24 protein-coding genes are annotated in these 24,191 nt (G+C 64.6%); 15 read left to right on the top strand and 9 right to left on the bottom strand.

The genetic code is table 11. The features are described from left to right. The first annotated feature begins 256 nt into the window (after positions 1-256). Complete coding sequence (locus IVB29_RS36875) at positions 257-1,819, top strand: L,D-transpeptidase (protein WP_247508334.1); 1,563 nt, start codon at positions 257-259, stop codon at positions 1,817-1,819. Positions 1,820-1,861: 42 nt separating this feature from the next. Here the strand turns inward: IVB29_RS36875 and IVB29_RS36870 are convergent, their stop codons facing one another. The 4 genes from IVB29_RS36870 to IVB29_RS36855 all read right to left on the bottom strand — a co-directional run bounded on the left by IVB29_RS36870 (position 1,862) and on the right by IVB29_RS36855 (position 6,690). Next, the gene (locus IVB29_RS36870) at positions 1,862-2,668 is read right to left on the bottom strand and encodes a class I SAM-dependent methyltransferase (RefSeq protein WP_247508333.1); all 807 of its coding nucleotides are present in this window, start codon (positions 2,666-2,668) and stop codon (positions 1,862-1,864) included. A 59-nt stretch (positions 2,669-2,727) separates the two neighbouring features. Further along, positions 2,728-5,043, bottom strand: a complete 2,316-nt coding sequence (locus tag IVB29_RS36865; RefSeq protein WP_247508332.1) for a caspase family protein — start codon at positions 5,041-5,043, stop codon at positions 2,728-2,730. A 105-nt stretch (positions 5,044-5,148) separates the two neighbouring features. Continuing rightward, a complete protein-coding gene (locus tag IVB29_RS36860; protein WP_247508331.1) occupies positions 5,149-5,685 on the bottom strand; it encodes a VOC family protein in 537 nt (178 codons plus the stop codon). A gap of 39 nt (positions 5,686-5,724) precedes the next feature. Continuing rightward, positions 5,725-6,690 (bottom strand): tripartite tricarboxylate transporter substrate binding protein, encoded by a 966-nt coding sequence (locus IVB29_RS36855; RefSeq protein WP_346731333.1) that lies wholly within the window; start codon positions 6,688-6,690, stop codon positions 5,725-5,727. A 136-nt stretch (positions 6,691-6,826) separates the two neighbouring features. Between IVB29_RS36855 and IVB29_RS36850 the strand changes: the two genes are divergently transcribed. The 3 genes from IVB29_RS36850 to IVB29_RS36840 are packed head-to-tail and all read left to right on the top strand — an operon-like array spanning position 6,827 to position 8,910. After that, positions 6,827-7,525: a TetR/AcrR family transcriptional regulator gene (locus tag IVB29_RS36850; protein WP_247508329.1), complete on the top strand. Its 699-nt coding sequence runs from the start codon at positions 6,827-6,829 to the stop codon at positions 7,523-7,525. Beyond that, complete coding sequence (locus tag IVB29_RS36845; protein ID WP_247508328.1) at positions 7,503-8,063, top strand: carboxymuconolactone decarboxylase family protein; 561 nt, start codon at positions 7,503-7,505, stop codon at positions 8,061-8,063. The genes IVB29_RS36850 and IVB29_RS36845 overlap by 23 nt, the downstream gene beginning before the upstream one ends. A 1-nt stretch (position 8,064) precedes the next feature. After that, a complete protein-coding gene (locus tag IVB29_RS36840; RefSeq protein ID WP_247508327.1) occupies positions 8,065-8,910 on the top strand; it encodes an SDR family oxidoreductase in 846 nt (281 codons plus the stop codon). 7 nt (positions 8,911-8,917) lie between these two features. Here IVB29_RS36840 and IVB29_RS36835 read toward each other — a convergent pair whose 3' ends face one another. Genes IVB29_RS36835 through IVB29_RS36820 form a run of 4 tightly spaced genes read right to left on the bottom strand, consistent with a single transcriptional unit; the run spans position 8,918 to position 11,458 of the window. Then, complete coding sequence (locus IVB29_RS36835) at positions 8,918-9,427, bottom strand: DoxX family protein (RefSeq protein WP_247508384.1); 510 nt, start codon at positions 9,425-9,427, stop codon at positions 8,918-8,920. Then, complete coding sequence (locus IVB29_RS36830; RefSeq protein WP_247508326.1) at positions 9,427-10,206, bottom strand: DNA-binding domain-containing protein; 780 nt, start codon at positions 10,204-10,206, stop codon at positions 9,427-9,429. Before IVB29_RS36830 ends, IVB29_RS36835 begins: the two co-directional genes overlap by 1 nt. Continuing rightward, entirely contained in the window at positions 10,196-11,113 is a 918-nt protein-coding gene (locus IVB29_RS36825) for a DUF692 domain-containing protein (protein ID WP_247508325.1), read from the bottom strand. Before IVB29_RS36825 ends, IVB29_RS36830 begins: the two co-directional genes overlap by 11 nt. A 39-nt stretch (positions 11,114-11,152) precedes the next feature. Continuing rightward, the gene (locus IVB29_RS36820; RefSeq protein ID WP_247508324.1) at positions 11,153-11,458 is read right to left on the bottom strand and encodes a DUF2282 domain-containing protein; all 306 of its coding nucleotides are present in this window, start codon (positions 11,456-11,458) and stop codon (positions 11,153-11,155) included. Between the two features lie 307 nt (positions 11,459-11,765). Between IVB29_RS36820 and IVB29_RS36815 the strand changes: the two genes are divergently transcribed. From IVB29_RS36815 to IVB29_RS36790, 6 genes are all read left to right on the top strand, one after another. After that, positions 11,766-13,853: an adenylate/guanylate cyclase domain-containing protein gene (locus tag IVB29_RS36815; protein WP_247508323.1), complete on the top strand. Its 2,088-nt coding sequence runs from the start codon at positions 11,766-11,768 to the stop codon at positions 13,851-13,853. 138 nt (positions 13,854-13,991) lie between these two features. After that, positions 13,992-14,831, top strand: coding sequence for a shikimate dehydrogenase (locus IVB29_RS36810; protein ID WP_247508322.1), 840 nt, complete (start codon positions 13,992-13,994; stop codon positions 14,829-14,831). A gap of 25 nt (positions 14,832-14,856) precedes the next feature. Next, positions 14,857-15,705 carry an amidohydrolase family protein gene (locus IVB29_RS36805; RefSeq protein WP_247508321.1) on the top strand — a complete coding sequence of 283 codons (849 nt, stop codon included), beginning with the start codon at positions 14,857-14,859 and terminating at the stop codon, positions 15,703-15,705. A gap of 24 nt (positions 15,706-15,729) precedes the next feature. Further along, complete coding sequence (locus IVB29_RS36800) at positions 15,730-16,884, top strand: ABC transporter substrate-binding protein (protein ID WP_247508383.1); 1,155 nt, start codon at positions 15,730-15,732, stop codon at positions 16,882-16,884. 163 nt (positions 16,885-17,047) lie between these two features. Continuing rightward, positions 17,048-17,632, top strand: a complete 585-nt coding sequence (locus tag IVB29_RS36795; RefSeq protein WP_247508382.1) for a HutD family protein — start codon at positions 17,048-17,050, stop codon at positions 17,630-17,632. A gap of 107 nt (positions 17,633-17,739) precedes the next feature. Beyond that, entirely contained in the window at positions 17,740-18,945 is a 1,206-nt protein-coding gene (locus IVB29_RS36790) for an adenylate/guanylate cyclase domain-containing protein (protein ID WP_247508320.1), read from the top strand. A gap of 40 nt (positions 18,946-18,985) precedes the next feature. On the opposite strand, the gene IVB29_RS36785 is transcribed toward IVB29_RS36790, so the two are convergent. Next, on the bottom strand, positions 18,986-19,960 hold the full coding sequence (locus IVB29_RS36785; RefSeq protein ID WP_247508319.1) for a LysR substrate-binding domain-containing protein: 975 nt from the start codon (positions 19,958-19,960) through the stop codon (positions 18,986-18,988). A 162-nt stretch (positions 19,961-20,122) separates the two neighbouring features. On the opposite strand from IVB29_RS36785, the gene IVB29_RS36780 reads away from it, so the two are divergent. From IVB29_RS36780 to IVB29_RS36760, 5 genes are all read left to right on the top strand, one after another. Then, complete coding sequence (locus IVB29_RS36780; protein WP_247508318.1) at positions 20,123-21,028, top strand: amino acid ABC transporter substrate-binding protein; 906 nt, start codon at positions 20,123-20,125, stop codon at positions 21,026-21,028. Between the two features lie 19 nt (positions 21,029-21,047). Then, positions 21,048-21,764 (top strand): amino acid ABC transporter permease, encoded by a 717-nt coding sequence (locus IVB29_RS36775; protein WP_247508317.1) that lies wholly within the window; start codon positions 21,048-21,050, stop codon positions 21,762-21,764. Positions 21,765-21,766: 2 nt separating this feature from the next. Continuing rightward, entirely contained in the window at positions 21,767-22,426 is a 660-nt protein-coding gene (locus tag IVB29_RS36770; RefSeq protein ID WP_247508316.1) for an amino acid ABC transporter permease, read from the top strand. Between the two features lie 85 nt (positions 22,427-22,511). After that, a complete protein-coding gene (locus tag IVB29_RS36765; protein ID WP_247508315.1) occupies positions 22,512-22,949 on the top strand; it encodes a RidA family protein in 438 nt (145 codons plus the stop codon). Continuing rightward, a complete protein-coding gene (locus IVB29_RS36760) occupies positions 22,949-24,142 on the top strand; it encodes an aminotransferase class V-fold PLP-dependent enzyme (RefSeq protein ID WP_256466939.1) in 1,194 nt (397 codons plus the stop codon). Before IVB29_RS36765 ends, IVB29_RS36760 begins: the two co-directional genes overlap by 1 nt. Positions 24,143-24,191: the final 49 nt, after the last annotated feature.

The raw sequence follows: 24,191 nt of genomic DNA, 5'->3' as shown, positions 1-24,191 counted from the left end.
CATGGTGGGTGTCGGCCTCGCCGCCTGACGTCGGGCCGGGCCAGCGGGCATTCTGCCGCAGCGGTGGATCGCCAGCTACGGACCAGCTATGGCCGCAAGCCACCTTCCGCCTGCGCCAGCCGTCGTATATGAGAGATTTGTCGCCGGAACGGGCCGAATATCGCCACAGACGGAACGTATGGCGGCTGCGATTTCTTAATCCAAAGACCGCAATCTGATATTTGACCGGCGGACTGGCATTTCGACCGAGGATGGCATGAAAAACCTGATGACAACGACGCAATCCACCGTGGCGATGCGGCGTTGGGGGCCTCCCGGAATTGTGACCTTGGCGGCGGTGGTCGCATTCGCGGCCATGGGCCCGGCGACCGCTGCCAAACAGGCGCGCCCGCCGGCCGAGGCGGTAGCACCGCGCGAGGCCGGCGAGCCAATGATGGCGATTGTATCGATCAAGAGCCAGCAGGTCACCTTCTACGACGCCGACGGCTGGATTTTTCGCGCGCCGGTGTCGACCGGCACGACGGGCCGCGAGACGCCTGCCGGCGTCTTCGCCATCGTCGAGAAGGACAAGGACCACCACTCGACCATGTATGACGATGCCTGGATGCCGAACATGCAGCGCATCACCTGGAACGGCATCGCCCTGCACGGCGGGCCGCTGCCCGGCTATGCCGCCTCGCACGGCTGCGTGCGGATGCCGTTCAATTTCGCGGAGGGCCTGTTCGACAAGACCAACATCGGAATGCGGGTGATCATCTCGCCGAACGACGCGGCTCCGATCGATTTCACCCACCCCTCGCTGTTCGTGCCGAAGCAGGAGGCCATCGCGGCTGCGCCCGGCCGTATCGGCAAGCTGTCTGCCGAGGCCGAGGAGGCGACCCGGGCCGCCGACGAGGCCAAGAAGGCGGCGTCAGCGGCCGCGAAGGAGGCCGTTTCGCTGCCGGGCTCGCTGCGCAAGCTGGAACAGCAGAAGACCCGTGCCGACGCCGAGCTCGCTTTTGCCGATAAGAAGCTCGCGGCTGCCAAGACCGACCAGGCGCGGGCGCAGGCCGAAGAGCTGAAGCAGAAGCTCGCCACCAAGGCTGCGGATGCAGCAACGCAGCTCGATGCCGCCAAGGCCGCGGCACAGCCGAAGCGCGACGCCGTCGCCGCGACGAAGGAAGCAGCCAAGGTGGCCGCGACCAGGAAGACCGAAGCTGTGAAGGCCGCGACCGACGCAAAACTCGCGCTCGAGCCGGTCTCGGTCTACATCAGCCGCTCGACGCAGAAGCTTTACGTGCGCCGGAACACGCACAAGCCGGCGCCGGACGGCGGCGGCGAGGTGTTCGACACCAGCATCGAGGTTCCCGTCACCATCCGCAATCCCGACCAGCCGCTCGGCACGCATATCTTCACGGCGATGGCGAAGAACGATACGGGCCTGCGCTGGAGCGTGGTCACGATCGAGAACGGCGATGGCGCCAAGGAAGCGCTCGACCGCATCACCATCCCGCAGGAGGTGTGGGATCGCATCGGGCCGACCGCATTGCCGCGCTCGTCCATCGTCATCTCGGACGAGCCGCTGAGCGCCGAGACCAACTACCGCACCGAGTTCGTGGCGGTGCTGAGCAACCATCCGCAGGGCGGCTTCATCACCCGCAAGCCGACCGCGCCGCCGCCGATGGAAATGGCCAGCGACGACGGGTGGGGCAATGGCGGCAACGGTTTTGGTTTCTTCTTCCAGCAGCGCGAGCCGGCCCCGCAGCCCGTCAATCCGCGCCGCCGCGGCCAGTATCAATATTACCAGCCGCAGCAGCCGATGCAGCGGAGCTTCTGGTAGGATTGCACGATGGTCTCGCGGCGGGACTAAAGCCCGCTGCAACTACGGACGCGCCGTGATCACCAGGGCCTGAATTTTGGCTTCGACCGGTCCGGATCCATGGCGCGCCCGGATTGCCTCGGCGACCGCGTCGGTGGCGGCCTGAAGGTCGCCCCGTGTCTCGATCTCGCCACGCAGTGGCGTGCCCTGGCAGTAGGTGAACGCCACAAGGTCGGGCGTCGGCGCGCGGCTGAGCGCTGGCCGCATTTCGATCGTGATGTCGCGAAAGCCTGCGCGTTCGAGATCGGCCCTGATGATCGCCTGATCAAAGTAGCCGTGTGGTGTCCGCGCCATGAAACGGGGCGGATCGTCAGGAAACAGCTCGCCGAGCGCCAGCGTCGCAACGTGCGCGAATACGTTTTCTTCGATGCGGTCCCAGACATTGAACAGGAATGTGCCGTTTGGCTTCAGGACGCGCTTTGCTTCCGCATACGCCTTGACGCGGTCAGGAAAGAACATGGCGCCGAACTGGCAGCAGACCGCGTCAAACTCGGCATCGCCGAATGGCAGGGCCGACGCGTCGGCCTGACGCCAGGAAATACGATGGTCTTCACCCTGGCGCCGCGCCGCGACCGCCAGCATGGGATCGTTGAGGTCGGTCGCAACGTAGCGGAAATCGTGAGGCAGCGCGGCGGCCACGGCGCGCGTCACCGCGCCGGTCCCCGCTGCGATCTCGAGCAACGCCGAGGGAGTGAGAGCTGCGACACGTCTTGCGATATCGTCGGCATACTCGGAGAAGATCATCGGCACAAAATAGGTGTCGTAAATCCCCGGGATCGAGCCCGCGAAAACCTTATCAGCATCGGACATGGCCGCCTCACGGAATGTTCAGGCGTGAAGCATACCACAAAGCCCGTGGCGTCTGTGCTTTACCGCGCCAGCAGTGACGTGAACCCCGCCGGTTCCTGCATCGCCTTGCGCGCCTCCATCGACATCGGCTCGTAGCGGCTGCCGTTGGAGATGCTGAGCCGGCTTTCGACGCCGTTCGATCCGGCGTAACAGCCCTCGGGCGTGTAGCTGACAAAACCGTCGTCACCGAAGCCGATCGCAGTGAGCAGCAGGCGCCGTTCGGCGATGTCCCAGACCTTGATGGTCTTGTCCTCGCTTGCCGAGATCAGCCGCGTTCCACCCGGGAAGAACGCGACCGCCTCGACATCTTCCTGATGGCCGGAAAAGCTTGCCAGCAACCGGCCGCTGTCGGCGTCCCACAGATTCACCGATTTGTCGCGTCCGCCGCCGCCCGTGACAATGCGCTTGCTGTCCGCGGACCAATTGGCAGAGACGACATAGTCGCGATGTCCGGCGAGGAGCCGCACATTGCCGCTTCTCGCGTCGAACAGTTTTGCCGAGCCGAGCTCTGAATCCGAGCCGGCGGTGACCACGCGCGTGCCGTCGGGCGAATAGGCGACGCGCAGCGCCTTGCGGCCATAGGCGTCCTTCGCGTCGACGGCACCGCTGGTGCGATAAAACCGGATCTTGCCGTCGTAACCAGCTGAGACGAATTCCCCCGAGCCGGATGGGGCGTAGCTCAGCGAACGCACGGCCGCGCGCGCGGGATCGCCGCTTTGGTGATCGAGCTTGCTCTTGGCAAGCTCGTGGGTGCCGAGATTCCATATCCGCACGATGCCATCCTCGCCGGCCGAAGCCAGATATTTGGGCGACGGCTCCGGTGCAAAGGCGACCGCGAACTGCTTTGCGCCCGCATCGAAAGTCAGGCTCTGGCCATCGCTTCTGAGGTCCCACACCTTGACTTTGCCGTCCCACCCGGCGGAGGCGAGCAGCGTGCTCTCGGTCCAATAGTCGAGCGCATAGACCGCGCCGGCATGTCCCCTCAGCACGCGCGTTTGCCGGAATGAGGCCGCATCCCAGAGCCGGATGACGCCGTCGTCGCCGGCGGTGGCGATCTCCCGGCCGTTGGGCGCGACGGCGATGGTGCGGACGCTCGCACCCTCGACATTGGGCTTGATCGAGACCGGAATGAAGGGACCGCCGACGGCATCACTGCCGCGCCGCGCGATTCGTGTGGTGCAGCTCGATACCGGAACGGCGGCAACGCTCTTCGTCTCGGTTGCGGGTGGAGTGGTAAGCGTAAGCGGAGTGACGGTGGCCGGCGTAGCTGCCAGCTTCGGTGCGGCAACGGGCTTTGTTACCTCAGGCTGCGGCGGCAGCACGGGTGTCGTCTGCACCTTCTTCGTTTCAATCGCGACGGTGGCCGGCGCTGGGCGGGCCGCTGCGAGCTTGTTGCGCTGAACCCTTGCGAGATCGGTGTAGAACCCGCTCGGATGCGCCGCGATGTAGAGATCCCAGGCCTCCACGGTGCCGACGCGCTCGGAAAATTCGTAGTCGCGCGAGGCGCTGGTGTCGGTGGATGCTACGGGCGCAGGCGGTGGAGCAGGAGGTGCCGCGGCCGGCGCCAGCATGACATCGTCGCCGCCAAGCGAGCCGTAGATGAAAGGCTCCTGCTTGTTGGTCGTGGCCTGAAGCACCTCGTCGCGGACATAGCCGAACGCCTTGCGCAGATCGAGGCCCGGTGTTGCCAGATGATGCGCCAGCGCGGTGGCAAACGGGCTGTTCTTGCCGTCGCCATCGAGCGCGGTGAGGCCGGCCTTGGCGGCAAAGGCGACCAGCGTGTTCGGGCTCGATGGTTCGACCTTGGCAAGGCCGCGTGCGACCGCCCGCGATGCCATCGTGCGCTTCATGTTCCGGGCGAACGGATTGTCGCGGCAGGCATCGAGAATGACGAGGCGCAGCTTTTTCGCCGGCTCGATGGCGACGAGGATACGGTCGAGCCCGATGGTCTCGTCATAGACGTCGGTGTCGTTCTCCAGCTGGGCATCGACGGGAACGATATAGTTGTTGCCGTCGATCTCGATGCCGTGACCGGCGTAATAGACGACGGCGATATCAGCGCTGCGGGCTTTGGCACCGAAATCCCGTAGCGTGCGCCGCATGTCCTGGGCGGACAGGTCGTTTCGCGCATCGACGACGGTGAAGCCGGCCTTCTTGAAGGTCTCGACCAGAAGGCCCGCGTCGTTGGTGGCATTGGCAAGCTTGGGCGCGCGCTGATAGGCCGAATTGCCCATCACCAGCGCCATGCGCTGGTCAGCAAATGCGCCGGCCGGCTGGAAGACAAGCGCCAGGATACTGAGAACGGCGCTGAGAGCAAAGAGACAAAAGAATTTCATCGCGGCCCCCAAGCCGGGATATGCAATGCCGGCAAGAATATCCGACCGGGGCCGCAATACAATTTCTATTTGGTTTCGTCCGGTGCTTCCGGCCGTCGCAAAATCCTACGGTTTCGCGACGACCTCCCGGATCGGCCGCGTTCCATCCCAATTCATCGCCGCCTGCCGGACTTTTTCGAAGAACGGCCCCTTGGTGCCGCTGATGTCGGAGATCTCGACGATGGTTCCTGGATGCGCCTGCGTGTCGAAATAGGCAAAGCGCCCCTTGTCGCCGCCGATCTGGCCCTCATGGCCGATCCTGTAGCCGAGCGCGAACGCCTTGTCGTAGAGCGCCTGGTAATCGTGGCTCCAGTACGACATGTGCTGCAAGCCCTCGTGGCCAGCGTCGAGAAACTCCTTGTAAAGCGAGGGCGCGTCGTTGCGCTGCTGGATCAGCTCGATCTGGAGATCGCCGGTGTTCGCCAGCGCAATGCTCATCTCGACAGCGGAATCCTGGCCGCGATGGCGGAACCAGTCGGTCTTGACGCGGTCCATGTAGTACCAGGGACCGACGCCCATCACCTCGATCCAGTGCGTCATCGCGGCCTGGATGTCCCGCACCACATATCCGTTCTGACGCACCGCGCCGAAGATGCGGCTCATGCCCGCGCTCCTCTTCTTATCCCGCTCACTTGACCTCGATCACTTGACTTCAATGTTTGCGTCCTTGGCGACCTGCTTCCAGGCCGCGATGTCGCGGGCATTGATGTCGCGCTGCTCGTCGCCGGGCACGAATTGCGGGGTGATGCCGAGCCCCAAAAGCTTCTGCTTCACCTCGGCATCTCCGAGTGCGTCCTTCAGTGCGGCTGACAATTTTTGTGCGATCGGCGGTGCGAGGCCGGCGGGCGCATACATCGCCCAGGACAGGCTGCGGTCGAACGCCACGCCCTGTTCCTTGTAGCTTGCGACATCCGGCAGGCTCGGCGAGCGCTCGCCACAGGCGGCCAGCGCCTTGATCGAGCCGTCCTTCACCAGCGGCGTCGCAGTCGCCACGTCGAGCGTTGCCAGCGTGATGTGCCCGCCGAGCAAATCGCCTGCGAGCTTGGCGATGCCGTTGAACGGCACATGCTCCATCTTGATGCCGGTCTGCTGCATCAGGATTTCGGCGCAGAACTGCCCGGTCGAGCCGATGCCCCAGCTTCCGTATTGAATTGCCTCGCCCTTCTTGGCGAGCGCGATCAGGCCCCTGATGTCATCGGCGGCAAAATCCTTGGTCGCCACCAGAATGATCGAGGAGACACCGACGCGGCCGATGGTCGTAAAATCCTTGATCGAATCGTAAGGCAGCTTTGGATAGATCGCCGGCGCCAGCACATGCGTGGTCATGCCGCCGACGGTGATGGTGTAGCCGTCATTCGGTGATGTCGCGACCATCTGCGTGCCGAGCGTGCCGGCAGCGCCCGTGTGGTTCTCGATATAGATGCTCTGCCCGAGCGTCTTGCCCATCCTGTCGGCGAGCAGCCGGCCGACCACGTCACCGCCGCCGCCGGCCGCGTAGGGCAACAGCATGCGGATCTTGTGGGTGGGATAAGCGGCGGGGTCTTCGGCTTTCGCTGGCAAGGCCGCCGACACGGCAAACAGCGAGAATGCGGCGATGCGCAGAGTCATCACGGCTTGCCGCGCCGGTAAGAGTTGAGCGAAGCGCGCCATGACGTCGTCTCCCTGATTTGCTCTCCACGTCTTGAACGGGTGGAGTTGAATGCGTCCGGTTGACTAGCGAACGATCGTTCGTTAGTCAAGCCGCATGGCTGTCCACACCTCCAGCGCGGCGGAAGCGGCTGCGCCCACGACCCGCGAGCGCATTCTCAATGAAGCGCTCAATCTGTTCGCGCAGAGCGGCTATGGCGGCGCCTCGATGCGCGAGCTCGCGCGCCGCGTCGGCATTCGCGAGAGCAGCCTCTACAATCATTTTTCCGGCAAGGCCGCGATCCTCGAAGCGATTGTCAGCGAGCACGGCCCCGCAAGTTCGGCGAGCCGGCTGGAGGAGCCGCGCTACAAGCAGCTCGCGCGCCAGCCCGCCGCGTTCTGCCGGCAGTTCGCGTTGGACCTCGTCGAGCAATGGTCCGATCCGCGCGAGCACCAGTTCCAGAAGGTCATCACCGCAGAGCGTAACCGCGTGCCCGGTATCCGCGCCAAATTCGCCGACCATTTTTACGCGCGCGAGCAGAGCATGATGACGGATTATTTTCGCGGCTTTGCGCTGGCCGGGCTGGTCTCGACGCCGGACCCGCGCGAGACCGCGCGTCTGTTCGCTGCGGGCCTGATCTACATCCGCCTCGAGCATTACGTGATGGGCGCTACGCCCTCGCCGCGGCCGAAGGTGATCGAGGCGATCGACCGTTATCTTGCCTTCTTCCTGTCGCTGATTGCGGCAGGCACCGAAGACGACAACAAGAAACGAAAACCCAAGGGAGAAACACGTGGCAAGGCTGCCCCTGATTGATCCGGAGACGACGAGCGGCGACATCCGCGCCTCGTTCGACCGCATGCCGGTCAAGCTCAACATCTTCCGCATGATGGCCCACGCCGAGGCCAACATGATCCCGGCGATGCGGCTCGGCAATTCGATCCTGCACAAGCAGAAGCTAAGCGCGGTCAACCGCGAGCTTTTGATCCTGCAGGCCGCCCAGCTCGAAGGCGGCGCGTATGAATGGCGGCAGCACGTGCCGATCGCGCTCGGCGTCGGCTGTACGCAAGCGCAGATCGATGCTGTCGAGCGCAGCGACTACGATGCCGCCGGCTTAAGCGAGGCCGAGTGCGCCTTGCTGAAATTCGGTCGCGAGGTCGTCGAAAATGTCCGCGTTCCCGAATCGATTTTCGCCGCCGCGCGAAAACATTTCAGCGACCAGGAGATCGTCGAATCCATCGTCGCGCTCGGCTTCTACATGATGATGGCGCGAGTTACCGAGGCGACCGAAACCGATCTCGATCCCGCGGCCGGCATGAAGGTCTATGACGGCGGCAAGAAGTCCGGCGGTTGAGATGACGGAAACCGAGAGCAAGCCGGACCGCTATGTTCGTCCGCCGAGCGCGGAATCGCTTGGCGAAGCACCGGGCAGGGGCCGCCTGAAAGGGCGCCGCATCCTGATCGTCGGCGGCGGCCAGCGCGTGTTCGACGCCGCCAGCGATCCGATCGGCAACGGCCGCGCCATGAGTATCCTTTGTGCCCGCGAAGGCGCGAAGGTCGCAGTCGCCGATCTCAACCGCACCTCCGCACAGCAGACCGTCAAGCACATCACTGACGAAGGTGGCGAGGGCTTTGCCATCACTGCCGACGTCACGTCTGAAGCGGACGTCCAGCGCATGATCGAAGAAGCCCACCGCGACATGGACGGGCTTGACGGCATGGTGCTGAACATCGGCACCTTCGGCAAGACCGGGCTCGATGCCGTCAGCCCCGAAGAATGGAACAGGATCTACGACGTCAACGTCCGCGGCCCGATGCTGTGCTGCCGCGCGGCGATGCCGAGATTCGTCGATGGCGGCTCGGTCGTCTTCATCTCCTCGATCGCGGCATTGAAAGCTGGATCGCAGATGGCGGTCTACGATTCCTCCAAGGCCGCCCTCGGCGGTCTGATGCGCAACATCGCCCATCTCGGCTCGCGCCGCGGCATCCGCGCCAACCTTGTCTATCCCGGCCTCGTCGACACCCCCAACGGCCGCGAAGCCGGCGCCGGCCGTCCCAACCGCGGCAAGGGCCACGTCCCCTTCGGCCGCCAGGCGACAGCCTGGGAGATTGCCTACGCGGTGCTGTTCTTCCTGTCGGACGAAAGCGTCTATGTGACCGCGCAGACCCTCGCGGTCGATAGCGGTTTGAGTGGGATGTAAGGCGCGCTTATCGCTCGGGCGAGAGTGCCCGGCCGATGAGATGATCCAGTGAGACGCGGCCCGGCCCGTAAGCCATGATGCCGAGCGCCATCGCCGCCCAGGTGAGGTGGATCGGCCAACCATCGGGTACGGTGAGTTCGACAATCAGTGTCATGAACAGCAGTCCGAGCGCGGCAAACCGTGTGCCGAGGCCGAGGATCAGCAGGACCGGAAACGTGATCTCGCCGCACCCGGACAGGAAGGCCATCACCGTCGGCGCGGGATAGTGATAGGGGCCGCCCGGCAGATGCAGCATGAATTCGTCGGTGAACAGCGTCACAGCGGTGTCGTTCAGCCTGAGGAAGCCGCCCCATTTCAGAATGCCGGACCGCCAGAACGGCCCAGCCAGCGCGACGCGCAGCACGAGCTGGACGAGCGACGGTGTTGCGATGGTCTGCACCAGATGATTGGCCCTCTCGATGAGCAACCTGAGCGGCGGCAGGTTGTCGCCGGCCGACAGGCGTTGATCCGTGATCATCATGCTTCTCCAAGAGAAATCGAGGTGAATGCGCCCGCCTCGATCAGGCCGGCGATGTTCGAGGCGATGTCGAAATCGGGCGATGCCTCCAGCGCCGACGCGGCGGCTTCGCCGAGCGGGCGGCCCGACATCAGATGGATCGCGAAGACCGCGCCTCCAGGCGGAAGGTGCCGTACGACGACGTCGAATTCGGCGCGCGTGATCAGCGCGTCTTCCGGTGTCGAGGCATCGATGCGTTCGACGGGTGTGGTTTCACGGTTGGCGGCAAAGATTGTCATTGCCGAGAATGGCGACCGCACGACTGCAGCCGCCGGGTGCGGCGTGAAGACGAGATCGCCCAGCCGGTCCGGCGCCACCGCAGCCAGCCGCGCCGGCACGAGCGGCGCGGCGTCGCGGGCATGATAGGCGTCGAGCCAGGCCCGCTCGATGCGGGCGACGTCGGCGAGCCAGGGGTGCGGCCGCGCATATTCGTAGGCCGCAATGAACTCCGGAAAGTCGCGGCCATAGTCGAACAGCAGCGACGAGGCCGGCGGAGTCTGGCGAATATGGAAACGCGCCATGGCGCGGAAGAAGTCGGGGCCGGTGATGCGCTGCACTGCGGGATAGATCGCGGCGAGGGCGTCGATCAGGCTGACTGTGACGTTGTTGCGGTAGACATCGTACCGTTTGCCGGCGGCCTTGCCGTTCGGGCCGGTCACGATCGAAGGCGCGAGGCGCGTCGGATCCAGCAGCGCGGGTGCGAAGGCCGCGGCAAAGCACAGGTCCTGCTCAGGCAGCACGGCGATCTCCCGTCAGCATGGACGGGCGGTAACGATCGAGGATCACCTGCGCAGCCGCAGCCTCCGCTTGCAAGACCAGCCAATCCGGGATCTTGCTGTCCCACTCGATCAGCGTCGGCACCGGGCCGCGGTGCTGCACCACGATCTCGAACAGCTTCCACACGGCGTCCGCGACCGGCCCGTCATGGCTGTCGATCAGCAGCAGATCGCCGTCATCGTCGCTCTGCTCGGCATGACCGGCGAGGTGAATCTCGCCGACGCGGGACAGCGGAAAATCCGCCAGATACTCCAGCGCCGAAAAGCCGTGATTGGTCGCGGACACGAACACGTTGTTGACGTCGAGCAGCAGTCCGCAGCCGGTGCGTTCGGTCACGATGCGGATGAAATCGGTCTCGCTCATCGACGATTCGCGGAAGGCGAGATAGGCCGAGGGGTTTTCCAGCAGGATCGGACGCCGGATCGCCTCCTGCACCTGATCGATGTGATCGCAGACGCAAGCGAGCGTCGCCTCGGTGTAGGGCAGCGGCAGCAGATCGTTGAAGAAGCTGGTCTCATGCGTCGACCAGGCGAGATGCTCGGACACCAACGCCGGCTGGTAGCGCGCAACCAGGCCGCGGAAACGCGCCAGGTGCGCCTTGTCCAGCGGCTGTGGCCCGCCGATCGACATGCAGACGCCGTGCAGCGACAGCGGATGATCCCGGCGGATCGCTTCCAGCGCGCGATGCGGCGGCCCGCCCGCGCCCATGTAGTTCTCGGCATGGACCTCGAAGAAGCCGGCTTGCGGGCCGTCCGCGAGAATCGCGTTGAGGTGCTCGTGCTTGAAACTGGTGCCGGCGACGCCGCCGACTGGAGGCGGAAAGCGGAGGGGCGTAAGTGTGGACGGGCCAAGCCCTATCGCTGTCGTCATGTCGCTCCTCCGCTTTCCCTGTTCGGCGATGTGCTGGTGTCAGACCGGCTTGAGCGAGCCCTTCTTGCCGCCCGGCAGCTCGATGCTGGCGCAGGTGCCGCCCTGGACGAACTTCCAGGCGTTGCCCTGGAAGTCGGTGGTCGAAGTGCCCTGGCAGGTGGTGCCCGGTCCGGCCGCGCAATCGTTCTGGCCCTTCAGCGCGACGCCGAAGCATTTTTCCTTCTTGGCGGCGACCGCCGCATCGGCTTCGGCCTTGGTGAGCGGGCTGGCGGCGGCAAACGTGGCGAGTGCGGTCGACATCGCGCCGGCGAGAACGAGTGTAGTGACGGCAAGTTTGGCAGACATCGGATTCTCCTTGTGAGATGGCATCGCTTGGCAAGCGAAGAGCGCATTGTCCTATTCGCCTCGTCCACGACCCCAGTTACCTTCGAGCCGCTCACGAGTCCGTGAGGCCGTTGGGGGAGTGCACAGGCCGTGCGCCCGGGCCGGAATTAGCGGGCAAGCAGCCGGTCAAATCCAATGCCTTGGCGCTATCGAGAGGTTAGCCGGAGAGCATTGGCCGGACCCGATTGGGACTGCCAGACGTAACGACCAGCGGTGGGCCGCGTAGAGCGATTCAGGAACTATGCCTGGCCCCAAGGGGGAAACAGCGATGAATGTCGACCCCGGACGGCAGTTTCACGCGATCGCCAGGCTGACGATCAGCATCCGCCTTGCCGTCTCGGCGCTGGTGCTGACCGCGATCCTGCTGACGGCGGCCCTCTCCAGCCTGTTGTGGTGGCGGACGGCGGAGGCGACCAGCCGGCAGCTCGCCTCCACCATCAACGAACAGATCGTGGCGGCGGTGCGCAAGGAGGTATCGGCCATCGTGGACGAGGCGCGCGCCGCACATACCGCGATCCGCACCCTGTTCCTCCAGAACGTGCTCGACACCCGCGAGGCCGACAAGCGCGAGTTCGTGTTCCTGTCGCAATTGCAGTCGCAGGCGACGATCTCCTGGGTCGCCTTCGGCTGGCCCGACGGCTCCTTCTTTGCCGCGCACAAGCTCGGCGACCGCCGCCTCGAGATGACGGAGATATCGCTGACCGACCATCCCGGCCAGCGCCGCGTCGACGAATACGACGTGGTGCCCGGCGACATCGAATTCGCCAATCGCCGTTTCGAGCCGACCGACTTTCACGTCGCCGACCGCAGCTGGTTCAAGACCGGCTTGACGGCGGACGAGCCGCAATGGTTCAGGGAGTCGGACCATCCGATCGGCGAGCGCCCCTCGATTGCCTTTGCGGGTCCGATCGACGTCTACCAGGAGCGGCAAGGTGTCCTGGCCGTCGTCATCGAATACACCAGGCTCGCGCGTTTCCTGTCGCAGCTCGAGGTCGGGCGCACCGGAACGGCTTTCATCATCGACGGCAGCGGCGAGCTGATCGCGGCGCCCGACAAGGACGCCGACGAGTTGCACGTTGCGAAGGGCGATACGACGCTGCTGCCGCTGGCGCGGATGGCACTCGTGAAGGCGGGCGAGGACGGTCGCAAGGAGGCCTGGCGCAGCCGGCTCACCTCAGGCGGTGCGGCCTATGAGGTCGCGCTCACGCCGCTCCCGTTTCCCGGCTGGTCGCTCGCCACTGTCATTCCCGAGGCCGAATTTCTCGGGCCCGTCGAGACGACGCTGCGGCGGTTGATCGTCGGCCTTGCGGTCGGCGCGGTGCTCGCCGCTCTGGCGTCGGCCGCGCTGGCGCGCTCCGCCATTGCTGCGCCGCTGTCGCGCGTTGTCGGCGAGCTTCGCCATGTCGAGGCCTTCGCGCTGGAGCAGGTGCGCCGCCATCCCTCGCGTCTCAAGGAGATCGCGAGCCTGTCGGGCGCGATCGCCGAGATGGCGGCCGGCCTGTCCGCGTTCCGAAAATTCATCCCCGCCGATCTCGTTCGTTCGCTGCTGCGCCAGGGTGTCGAGGCCAGGCCCGGCGGCAGCATCCAGGAGCTCAGCGTGATGTTCGTCGACATTGCCGGCTTCACCGGATTGTCCGAGCGGCTCGGCGATCAGGTGGTGCCGCTGTTGTCGCGCTATCTCGACCTCTCCTCGGAGGCCGTCGTAGCCAATGGCGGCACCATCGACAAGTTCATCGGCGACGCCGTGATGGCGTTCTGGGGCGCGCCGCAGCCGCAGGCCGATCACGCGCTGCGCTGCTGCCGCGCGGCGCTCGGCTGCCGCAGAGCGATCGAGCAGTCCGGACTCGCTGACGATCTCGGCCAGCCGCTCCAGATCCGGATCGGCATCAATTCCGGCCGCATGCTGGTCGGCAATATCGGCTCGGAGCTGCGCCTGAACTACACCGTGATCGGCGATGCCGTGAACGTCGCCAGCCGCCTCGAAGGCGCCAACAAGTCTTACGGCACGCAGATCCTGATCGGCGAGGCCACCGAACGGCTGGCCCGCGGCGCCATCGTCACCCGCGAGATCGACAGCATCGCAGTCTACGGACGCGAGGAGGGGTTCTCGGTCTACGAACTGATCGCGTTGGCCGGCGAGGGCGAGGCTGATGTCGGCTGGATCGGACGCTACGAGCAAGGCCTTGCCAACTACCGCGCGCGCCGGTTTGCCACCGCGCTCGCCGATTTCGAAGCCGTGCTGAACGAGCGCGGCCATGATCGTCCGGCGGAATTGATGCGCGACCGCTGCCGGCAGTTCGCTGCGGCCGCGCCCGACAATTCGTGGCGCCCGATCGCGGCGCTGACGACGAAGTAGCCGCGTGGCGAAGACCGGCGACCGCGCGTCCGAGATTCAGATTGCGCGCCATAGCCATTCCGCTTAATAGAATTGGACAAATGACCAAATAAAATGGTCGCGCGCCGAATGGCGCGGGTTCGGGACGGGAAGCGCTGCATGTCGCAAGATGGATTTGGTTTGGCGGGCGTCATCGGCATGCCGGTCGCGCATTCGCGCTCGCCGGTCATTCACAATTACTGGCTGAAGGCGCACGGCATTCGCGGCACCTATGTGCCGCTCGCTGTGAAGCCTGAGCGGCTCGAGGATGCACTTGACGGATTGATCGCGCTCGGGTTCCGCGGCTGCAACGTCACCATGCCGCACAAGCAGACGGCGATGCCGCTGCTCGACCGCGTCAACGAGACCGCAAAACGCATCGGTGCCGTCAACACCATCGTCGTCGAGGCGGACGGCACGCTCTCCGGCTTCAACAATGACGGCAACGGCTTTGTACAGAGCCTGCGCGACGCCAAGGCCGACTGGCGCGGTGATGCCGGGCCGATCCTGCTGCTCGGGGCAGGCGGCGCCTCGCGTGCGGTTGTCGTGGCGCTGCTCGAAAACGGTGCGCGCGAGATCCGGATCGCCAATCGTACCGCGGAGAAGGCGCAGGCGCTCGCCAGGGATTTTGGCTCCGCCGTCAGCACTGTGGCGTGGGACGACCGTGGCGTGGCCCTCGCGGATGTCGCCTTGCTCGTCAACTGCACCGACCGCGGCATGGTCGGCAAGGATGCGCTGGAGATCGACTTGTCGCGGTTGAAGCCCACGATGCTCACCGCTGATCTCATCTATACGCCGCTGGAGACGCCGTTCCTGGCCGAAGCCCGCGCGCGCGGTTGCGTGACCGTGAACGGGCTCGGTCTTCTGCTCAACCAGGCGCGGCTCGCCTTCAAGGCCTGGTTCGGAATCATGCCGGATGTGACGCCCGAGCTGATCAAGGCCATCGAGGCCACGTTCTGAACCGCGCGCCGGGGAGCCTTTTGCCATGACCTTGCCGGCGTCTCCCAGGATCGATTGCCACATCCACTCCATCGATCCCGTTCGCTTTCCCTACGCCGGCGATACGCCGTACCGGCCGAGCGGGCAGGAGATCGCGCCGGCAGCGCAGCTGATCCGCGTGTTCGATGCGTTTGACGTCCGCCACGCGCTCGTGGTCGCCACCAACACCGGCTATGGCAGCGACAGCCGCATCCTGCTCGACACGTTGAGGCAGGGCGGCGGCCGCTTCAGGGGCGTCGCCGTCGTCGAGAACGACGTCGACATCAAGGAACTCGAACGGCTGAAAGCGGCCGGCGTGATCGGCGTCGCCTTCAATGTGCCGTTCCACGGCGCCGGCTATTATCTCAAGGCAGCCCCGCTGCTGGAGAAGCTGGTGGGTCTCGACCTGTTCCTCCAGATCCAGGTCGAGCAGGACCAGTTGCTCGATCTGCTGCCGCTCATCGAGAGATCGAATGTGCGCCTGATGTTCGACCATTGCGGGCGGCCGTCGGTCGCGCACGGTTTACAGGGCAAAGCCTTTCAGGCGCTGCTGGCGATCGGCCGCGAGCGCGACGCGCACATCAAAGTCTCCGGCTATTACAAATTCTCGCAGCAGCCGCATCCGTATGAAGACACCTGGCCTTTCATCGCCGCGCTGGTCGATGCCTTCACGCTCGACCGCTGCGTCTGGGGCTCGGACTATCCGTTCCTGCGCGCCTCCGAGCGGCTGGATTACGGCCCGCTGCTCGCCGTGCTGACCAAGCTGTTTCCGGTCGCGAGCGATCAGCATCGCCTGTTGTGGCGAACGCCGGCAAGGCTGCTCGGCTTCGACGAGACGGCGGACAAAACAACATAACAGCAAAAAGGGAGGGTGGACGTGATGAGGCATTTTGCAGGGGCGCTCGGCATTGCGTTTGCGACGTCGCTCTGGGCGGGCGCGGCTTGCGCGCAGAGCACCGTATACATCCCCGACGTGATCGAGCTGTCCGGGCCCGGCGCCGTCTCCGGCACCAATTGGCGCGACGGTGTCGCGCTCGCGGTCGACGAGATCAACAATGCCGGCGGCATTCTGGGCCGAAAAATCCAGACCGAGCATCTGGACACCCAGAGCAATCCCGGCATCTCGCGCGCGCAGGTGCAGAAGGTTTTGGACAAGGACCCCTATGTCGTGCTCGGGCCGATCTATTCCGGCTCGGTCAAGGTCAACATGGCGCTGACGCAGCAGGCCGAGATCCCGCAGATCGTCGGCGCCGAGGCCGCCGATATCACCACGCAGGGGAATCCCTGGGTGTTCCGCACCGCCTTCGGCCAGCAATTCTCGATGCCGAAGATCGCCAATTACCTGCACGACAAGCTCAAGGTGAAATCGGTTGCGGTGGTCTGGGTCAACAATGACTTCGGCAAGGGCGGCCGCGACAATTTCGTCAAGGAGATGAAGGCGCGCAATATCGAGATCGCGGCAGACATCTCCACCGAGCAGGGCCAGGTCGATTTCGGCTCCGACGTCATCAAGCTGAAGAGCGCAAAGGCCGACGCGATCTTCGTCTACACCAACGAGGAGGAGAGCGCCCGCTTCCTGATCGAAGCGAAGCGGCAGGGTATTGCAACGCCGCTGTTCGGCGAGACCACGCTGCTGAGCCAGAAGGTGGTCGAGCTCGCCGGCCCCGCCGCCAGCGGCGTGCGCGGCCATGTCGGCCTGTCCGCCGATGCGCCGGTGCCCGCGATCGAGGCGTTCACCAACAAGTTCAGTGCGCGCTTCAAATACCGGCCCGACCACAACGGCATCAAGGGCTACACCGCCGTCTATCTCGTCAAATACGTCACCGAGAAGATCGGCAAGTTCGACAGCAAGGCCTTTGGCGCGACGATGAAGGGCCTCACCCTGACGCCCGACAAGGCGCCGGGCATGCTGATGGAAGCAAGCTGGGACCAGAACGGTGACATCGACCGCGCCAGCTTCCTCGCCGAGATCGTCGACGGCAAGCAGAAGATCGTCGAGACGCTGCCGAAGCTGAAGAGCGGCAAGGGCGAGTGAGGGATGGATGGCTCCGTAGCCCGGATGGAGCGCAGCGCAATCCGGGTTGCTGTCCCAGCGCGAGAGAGGTCCCGGTTTGCACTTCGCTCCATCCGGGCTACGATCCTGTCTGCTCGATACGCAACTGACATTCGCCCACCTGTCTCCAGGACGGCTCGAAGACATGAAAACCACGCTGCTGAAATCCGAAGACTACACCCGCTCGCCCTGGAAGAACGGCGGCGGTATTTTTACCGATATTGCGGGCGCCTATCGCGCCGACGCATCGGCGAAGGATTGGGACAGCCTGCTGTGGCGTTTTGCGTCCACGCCGATCGTGGCGCCCGCTCCATTCTCTTTCATGCCCGGCATCGACCGCTTGCAGATGGTCGTCGGCGGGCGCGGATTGGTGCTGAAATCGCCCACGCAGGAATTCGACGAGCGCGAACCGTTCACGACGGTGCGTTTCACCGGCGAGATGGAGATCGTGACGGAGCTCGAGGCAGGTCCGGTCGAGGTTGTGAACCTGATGGCCCGGCGCGGTGCGGCGGGCATCGAGCTTGTGGCGCTGAGAGAACCCGGTGACCGGCCATTGTCCGCCGGCACGCATCTCGTTTACGCGGTTTCCGGTGATTGCAGCATTCGTCTCAACAGCGAGGATTTCGTCATCCCCGACGGCGGCACGTTGAAGGTCGAGCTGACCGAGGCGTCCAGCCTGGCGCTCGTTTCGGGGATAGCAGTGCTGGGGTCGATTCAGGTGATCGGCTAGATCAAACTGCCGTGCCTTTGCGAACAATCCGTGCAACTGGCCAGGTTGACGCGGCGGGCGCGGAGCACGATATCTGCCCTGATGCAGACCGCCGCCCAGAGCAGATCATGAACGCGCCAGACAAAATTCCCTCCGCCACGCTGTCCGACGGCGTCGTCCACTGGCTGATCAACGGTACGCGCGACGAGCGCTTTATCGACAACATTTTTGCCGAGATGTGCAACCGGCTCCAGCAGGCGGGCATTCCGCTCAAGCGGTCGACGGTTCACGTCCTGATCCAGCATCCGCAATGGCTTGGCGCCCGCTTCATGTGGTCCGACGGCATGCGCGAGGCCGAGATCGCGCGGGTCGATTACGACGTGCGCGAGCGCTCCGAGTATATCGGCAGTGCCGCCAACGAGATGCAGGACGGTACCACCGAGGTGCGCGAGAATCTCGAACGCGATCCGTCGCTCGGCCGCCAGCACGCTCTCTATGACGAGATGCGCGCGAAAGGCCTGACCGACTATGTGGCCTGGCCGCTCTACCACACCCTCGGCAAGCGCCATCTCATCACTTTTGCGACTGACCGGCCCGGCGGTTTCGACGACGCTCACATTGCCGCTCTCAGGAATGTCTTGCCGGTCTTGGCGCTGGTCAGCGAAATCCGCGTCAAGAACCGGCTGGCACGAACCCTGCTCGAGACCTATGTCGGCGCCCATGCCGGCGAGCTGATCCTGGCCGGCGCCACCAGGCGCGGCACCGGCACGACGGTGCGCGCGGCGATCATGATCTGCGATCTGCGCGATTTCACGAAGATCTCCGACAACTGGCCGCGCGACGACGTCATCGATCTTCTTAACGACTATTTCGATGCGATGTCCGAGCCGATCGCGCGGCACGGCGGCGAGATCCTGAAATTCATCGGCGACGGCCTGCTCGCGATCTTTCCGCTGAGCCAGCCCGAGGCTTGCGCCAACCTGCTGCATGCCGTGACCGAGGCCCGCGTGGCGATGGCCGCGCTGAACGCGCGAAACAATGGCACCGGCCGCGCGCCGCTGAATTACGGCATCGGCGTCCATGTCGGCGACGTCATGTACGGCAATATCGGATCATCGAGCCGGCTCGACTTCACGGTGATCGGCCCCGCCGTCAACATGGCCTCCCGCCTCGAGGCGCTCACCAAGCAGGTCGGCCGGCCGGTGCTGTTGTCGCGCGACTTTGCGGAGCAGGTCACGCCGAAGTTCGAGCTGGAGCACGTCGGCAAATACGAGGTGCGCGGCTTCAGCGATCCGATCGAGCTGTTCGCGTTTCAGCCTGGCGCCGGGACATGATCGTTTTGGAAAACCGCGGCGCACGTTTCCGGATCATGCTTTATGCTCGTCCCCTGTGAACCGCTGCTGCAAGCTCCGGGAGTTCGACGACCGAGCGGGCTGTGACCAGATGTGACCAAAGATCTTCCGCGCGCCGGCTGAGGCGCCGCTGCGGGCGATAGATCCGGATGTCGAGATCGACATCCAGGTCAGGCAAACCGGTGCGGACGAGACGGCCGCGGAGGATGTCCTGATGGGTCGTGGTCAGTGGCAGCCACGCGACGCCGAGCCCGGACAAGGCCATCGATCGCAGCCCGTCGGCCAGCGAGTTTTCATAGATGCGATTGAGCTGGGGCAGGCCTGTTGCATCGGCGAGCTTCTGGTCGATGGCCCAGCCGAGTGAGCATTCGCTGCTGTAACCGAGATAGGAAATCGACCGCCGCGGCCCCGGCGCCAGATCATGCAGGGGCTGGTTGTCGCTGTCGACGGCCGACAGTGGCACGAGCTTCTCCCGCCCAATGGTCAGCCACTGACAGGTCGAGATCGACAGCGTCTTTCCGCCGGCCGAATTCAGCCGGTTGCCCTGATCCATGTAACAGACGACGAAATCGACAGCGCCGTCGTCGAAGGCGTCGCAACATCCCGGAAGGTTGTCGGACAGGATCGTCAGCCGCGTCGATCCGATTGTCGCCTGGATCTGTGGCAGCCACTTTGGAAAGAACGTCACGGACAGGAGGTGAGGGGCGGCGAAGCGCACGCTCCGCGCTGCCTGATCCTGATCTTCACGCAGGGCGCGCCTGACGGCATTGAGTCGTCCGATCACGTCGTTTGACGTGGCCAACAATTGCGCTCCGGCATCGGTCAGCGCGATGGGGGATTTGCGGCGGTCGAGCAATGCCGAGCCGGCCCAGTTTTCGAGCGATTGCAGCCGGCGGCTCAGGCCGGATTGGCTGACATTCCGCAACTCGGCGGCACGCGTCAGGTTCTTGGTCTCCGCGACGGCGGCCAGATCTTCAAGCCAGCGGATATCGAGCATAATGGTGGCCTTCCCCGCGATCTCTCGTGGCGAGCACGATAGCCGGTTTTTTCCGATCAGCCGATGCAAATTCCGCATCACATCCGCGCGCATTCGCATTGGAAATATCAGGTATCCGCAAAGTAGCGTGCTGGCGGGCTGAGCGTCAGGAAGGGACATCCGATGAGACTGGGCAAATTCGGCATCATGAAACTGGCATCGATCGCGATGATGGCAAGCTTGGTCGCGGTCGCCTCCGCAGAGCCGCTCCCCGCTCAGCTCGGGCCCGGCAATAGCATCATTCTCAAACGTATCCTGGAGCGCGGCGCGATCAATATCGGCCATCGCGAGGCCTCAGTGCCGTTCTCCTACATCAACGATGAGCAGAAGGTGGAAGGCTATTCCGTCGATCTCTGCATGAAGGTGGTCGAAGCCGTCAGGCAGCGGCTGAGCAAGCCGGATCTCAAGGTGACGTTCACGCCGATCAACGTGACCAACCGGATTCCGCTGGTGGCCAACGGAACGGTTGACCTCGAATGTGGTACCACGTCGAATTTTCTGACGCGTCAGGAGCAGGTCGAGTTCTCACCGATCTACTACGTCACCGGTACGCAGTTGCTCGTGAAAGCAGTATCGACGATCAGGGAAATCGAGGACCTCAAGGGCCGGCGCGTTGCCGCGCTCCAAGGCTCGTCGAACGAGGCTGCGGTCCGCAAGCTCAATGAAGAGAAGGCGCTCGGTGTCCAGCTTGTCTATGTGAAAGATCTCCCCGAGGGCGCGCTGCTGGTCGAGAACGACCGTGTCGACGCGTTCGTCGCCGACGGCGTGCAGATCAAGGTCTACGCCGCCACCAAGGCGAGACCGGCAGGCTCGCTTGCGGTCGTCGGTCGGCTGCTCACCTACGACCCCTACAGCGCGATGATGCAGCGCGGCGACCAGGATTTCGCGTTGCTGGTGCGGGCGGCTTTTGCCGACGCCTTCCGGACGGAAGAGGCCGAGAAGATCTACGCCAAATGGTTCGACCCGCTCGGCCTGAAAATCGAGGGCGAGCTGCTGGCCGCCTTCCGGGTTCAGGCCCTGCCGCGCTGACGTTCCAGGCAGGCATGCGATGCAATACCGGTGGAACTGGAACGTCCTGTTCGTCGAGCCTTATTTCGGGTGGCTCCTCGGCGGCGTGAAATGGACACTTCTCGTTGCCGGAGCGGCATGGATCATCGCGCTCGCGATCGGCTGCGCTGTTGGTGTGCTGAGCACGCTGCCGAGCCGGATTTGCCGCACCGTCGCCTCGGCCTATGTGGATGTGTTCCGCAACATCCCTCTGCTGCTCCAATTGTTCCTCTGGTACTTCGTGCTGCCCGAGCTGCTACCTGCCGGCTTCGGACGATGGGTCAAGCGCGACCTGCCGATGCCCGAATACTGGTTCTCCGTGGCCGGACTTGGCTGCTTCACCGCTGCGCGCATTGCCGAGCAGGTCCGGGCCGGGATTGAATCGATCGGCGTCGGGCAACGTATGGCGGCGGCGGCCATGGGCTTCACCATCGCGCAGACCTATCGCTACATTCTCCTGCCCCTTGCCGCGCGTAACGTGCTGCCGCCATTGACGTCGGAAGCCCTCAACATCATCAAGAATTCGTCGCTCGCATTGACTGTGGGGGTTTTGGAGCTGACCGGCCAGAGCCGCCAGATCGAGGCCGCTACGTTCCAGGGGATCGAGGCGTTGACGGCCGCGACCGTCATCTATGTCATGCTGACGCTCTGCGTGATTGTCGGGATGCGCGTCGTCGAAAGGCGGGTCGCGATCCCCGGGACGCTGGGGCGCGGCTGACCATGCGAAACCTCGATTGGAGCGCCGTGGTTCACGCCTGGCCATTCCTTTGGCAGGGATTGCAGACCAGTTTTGTCCTGGTGGCGCTGGCGATGGCGGGCGGCATCCTGCTCGGGACGATGATCGCTGTCGTGCGCCTGTCGGCGCCGCGGCCAGTCGCCGTGGTCGCTGCCGGTTATGTCAACGGCTTGCGTTCTGTCCCGCTGATCATGGTGATCTTCTGGTTCTATCTGCTGGTGCCGCTGTTCATCGGGCGGCCGGTCGGGGCGTTCACGTCCGCGCTCATCGCATTCACTCTGTTCGAGGCGGCCTATTATTCCGAGATCATGCGTGCCGGCATCAACGGCATCTCCCGGGGACAGATGGCCGCAGCGCTGGCGATCGGCATGAGCCGGATGCAGGCCTATCGCTACGTGGTCCTGCCGCAAGCGTTGCGCCGCATGACGCCCATCCTGCTCACGCAAAGCATTGCCCTGTTCCAGGATAGCTCGCTGGTCTATGTCATCGGTCTTCACGACTTCATGACGTCGATTGGCATCGTCGCCAATCGGGAGGCGCGCTTGATCGAATTCTACCTGTTTGCGGCCCTCGTCTATTTCGCGATCTGCTTCTCGGCATCTCGCGTGGTGAAGCGGCTTCAACGGCGGATGGCCACCGCATGACGAGTGGCAGGGCCATCGGGGTTGTGACCTCTGCGCAGGCCAAGTAATTTCTGTCGAAGATCCCAAATCACTGAAAGAGACGACCATGAATACTCATCTTCCAAAGACCAATGCGCCGGGCGGCGACTACGTGCCGGTCGTCGTTCACGGCGGAGTTGCCTATGTTAGCGGGCAATTGCCGCGGCGCGGCGATGAACTCCTCTTCAAGGGCAAGGTGGGGGCCGAGATCGATCTCGCGACGGCGCAGCGTGCCGCCGCCGTCTGCGCCGAACTGTGCCTCGCTGCGCTTGCGGAAGCCGTCGGTGGGCTCGACCGGGTCGAGCAGATTCTCCGGATCACCGGCTACGTCGCGTCCGCGCCCGGATTCGCACAGCAGTCGCAGGTCATGAACGGCGCCTCGGAAGTCTTCGTCGCGCATCTCGGCAGTAGGGGCCGGCATGCGCGAACGTCGGTCGGCGTGGCCGAGCTTCCGCGCGGCGCCCCGGTCGAGATCGACATCATTGCGGCAATCCGGGCCGGATAATGATCGCCCGGGAGTCGCTGCGACATTCACCTGCGGCAACGGGTGGGGGAGGAGCCTTTACGCATTTGAATGCCGCGGGTGCCGGTCTGATGCCCGAGAGCGTGGTCGCGGCCATCAAATCCCACCTCGATATCGAGGCCCGACGCGGCGTGCATTGGGCGGCGGCCGATGCGAGCGACGCCATTGAAGAGACGCGTATCGTGGCGGCCCGCCTGATGGGCGTCGCCCCGACCCATCTTGCTTTCGGCGAGCAGGCGAGCCGGCTCTGGGCGCTTGCTTTTGCATCGATGCCGCTCGGACGCGGCGATCGCATCCTGATCGCACGGAACGACTGGGGCGGGAATATTCTGAATGCCGTGCGGCGTGCGGCGGCAGTCGGGGCGGAGGTGGTCAGACTGCCCATGACCGGGGCGGGGCGGATCAACATCGAGCAAGCCGCCGCACTGGTCGATGAGCGTACGGTTGCGATCTGTGTATCGGCCGTTGCCAGCAGTTCCGGAATGCGCCAGCCGGTCGAGGCGCTTGGTGCCCTTTCACGACCGGATACCTGCCTTTATTTCGTCGATGGCGCGCAAGCCATCGGTCAGTTCGAGTTGACGCTGCCGGGGGCCTCTGCCGACATCATGGTCGCGCCGGGCCGGAAGTGGCTCCGGGGTGGCCGTGGGCAGGCCATGATGGCGCTGTCGGATCGGGCGCTGCGCCGTCTGGCCCAGCCGATCATCGTCGACCAAAGCGCCGGCACATGGTGTCCGGATGACGGCTTCCTGTCGCGGGAGGATGCGCGACGCTTCGAGGCGTGGGAGTTTTCCGCTGCCGGTCGTCTTGGCTTGCGGGCCTCTTTTCAGGAGCTCGATCGTATCGGCCTTGCGAATGTCCGCGTCCACATCACCGAAAAGCTGCGCCGTCTGGGCGCGAACCTGCGCGGTGTCCCCGGTCTCACGGTGTTCGAGGACGAGGAGGCCGGCGCGGCATTCCTGACCTTCCAACATGCGTTTGTGCCCGCGGACGACATTGTGGGAGAGATGACAATGCGCGGCATCGCGATTGCGTCCGTGGGCCTCGACTATGCCCGATGGGAGCTCGAAGCGCGGGGCCTCGAGAGGATCGTGCGTGTGGCGCCTCATGTCTACTCGTCGGACGACGATATCGGGCGATTCACCGAAGAACTCGGGCGTCTCGTGAAGCGGGTTTGAGACCGAACTGGCCAATCTTCGCGCGCTGTTGCCAACCCGCGAACGTCCA

The organism is Bradyrhizobium sp. 1, assembly GCF_023073315.1.
Classification (GTDB): Bacteria; Pseudomonadota; Alphaproteobacteria; order Rhizobiales; family Xanthobacteraceae; genus Bradyrhizobium.
This window is presented reverse-complemented; position numbering and strand designations above follow the sequence as displayed.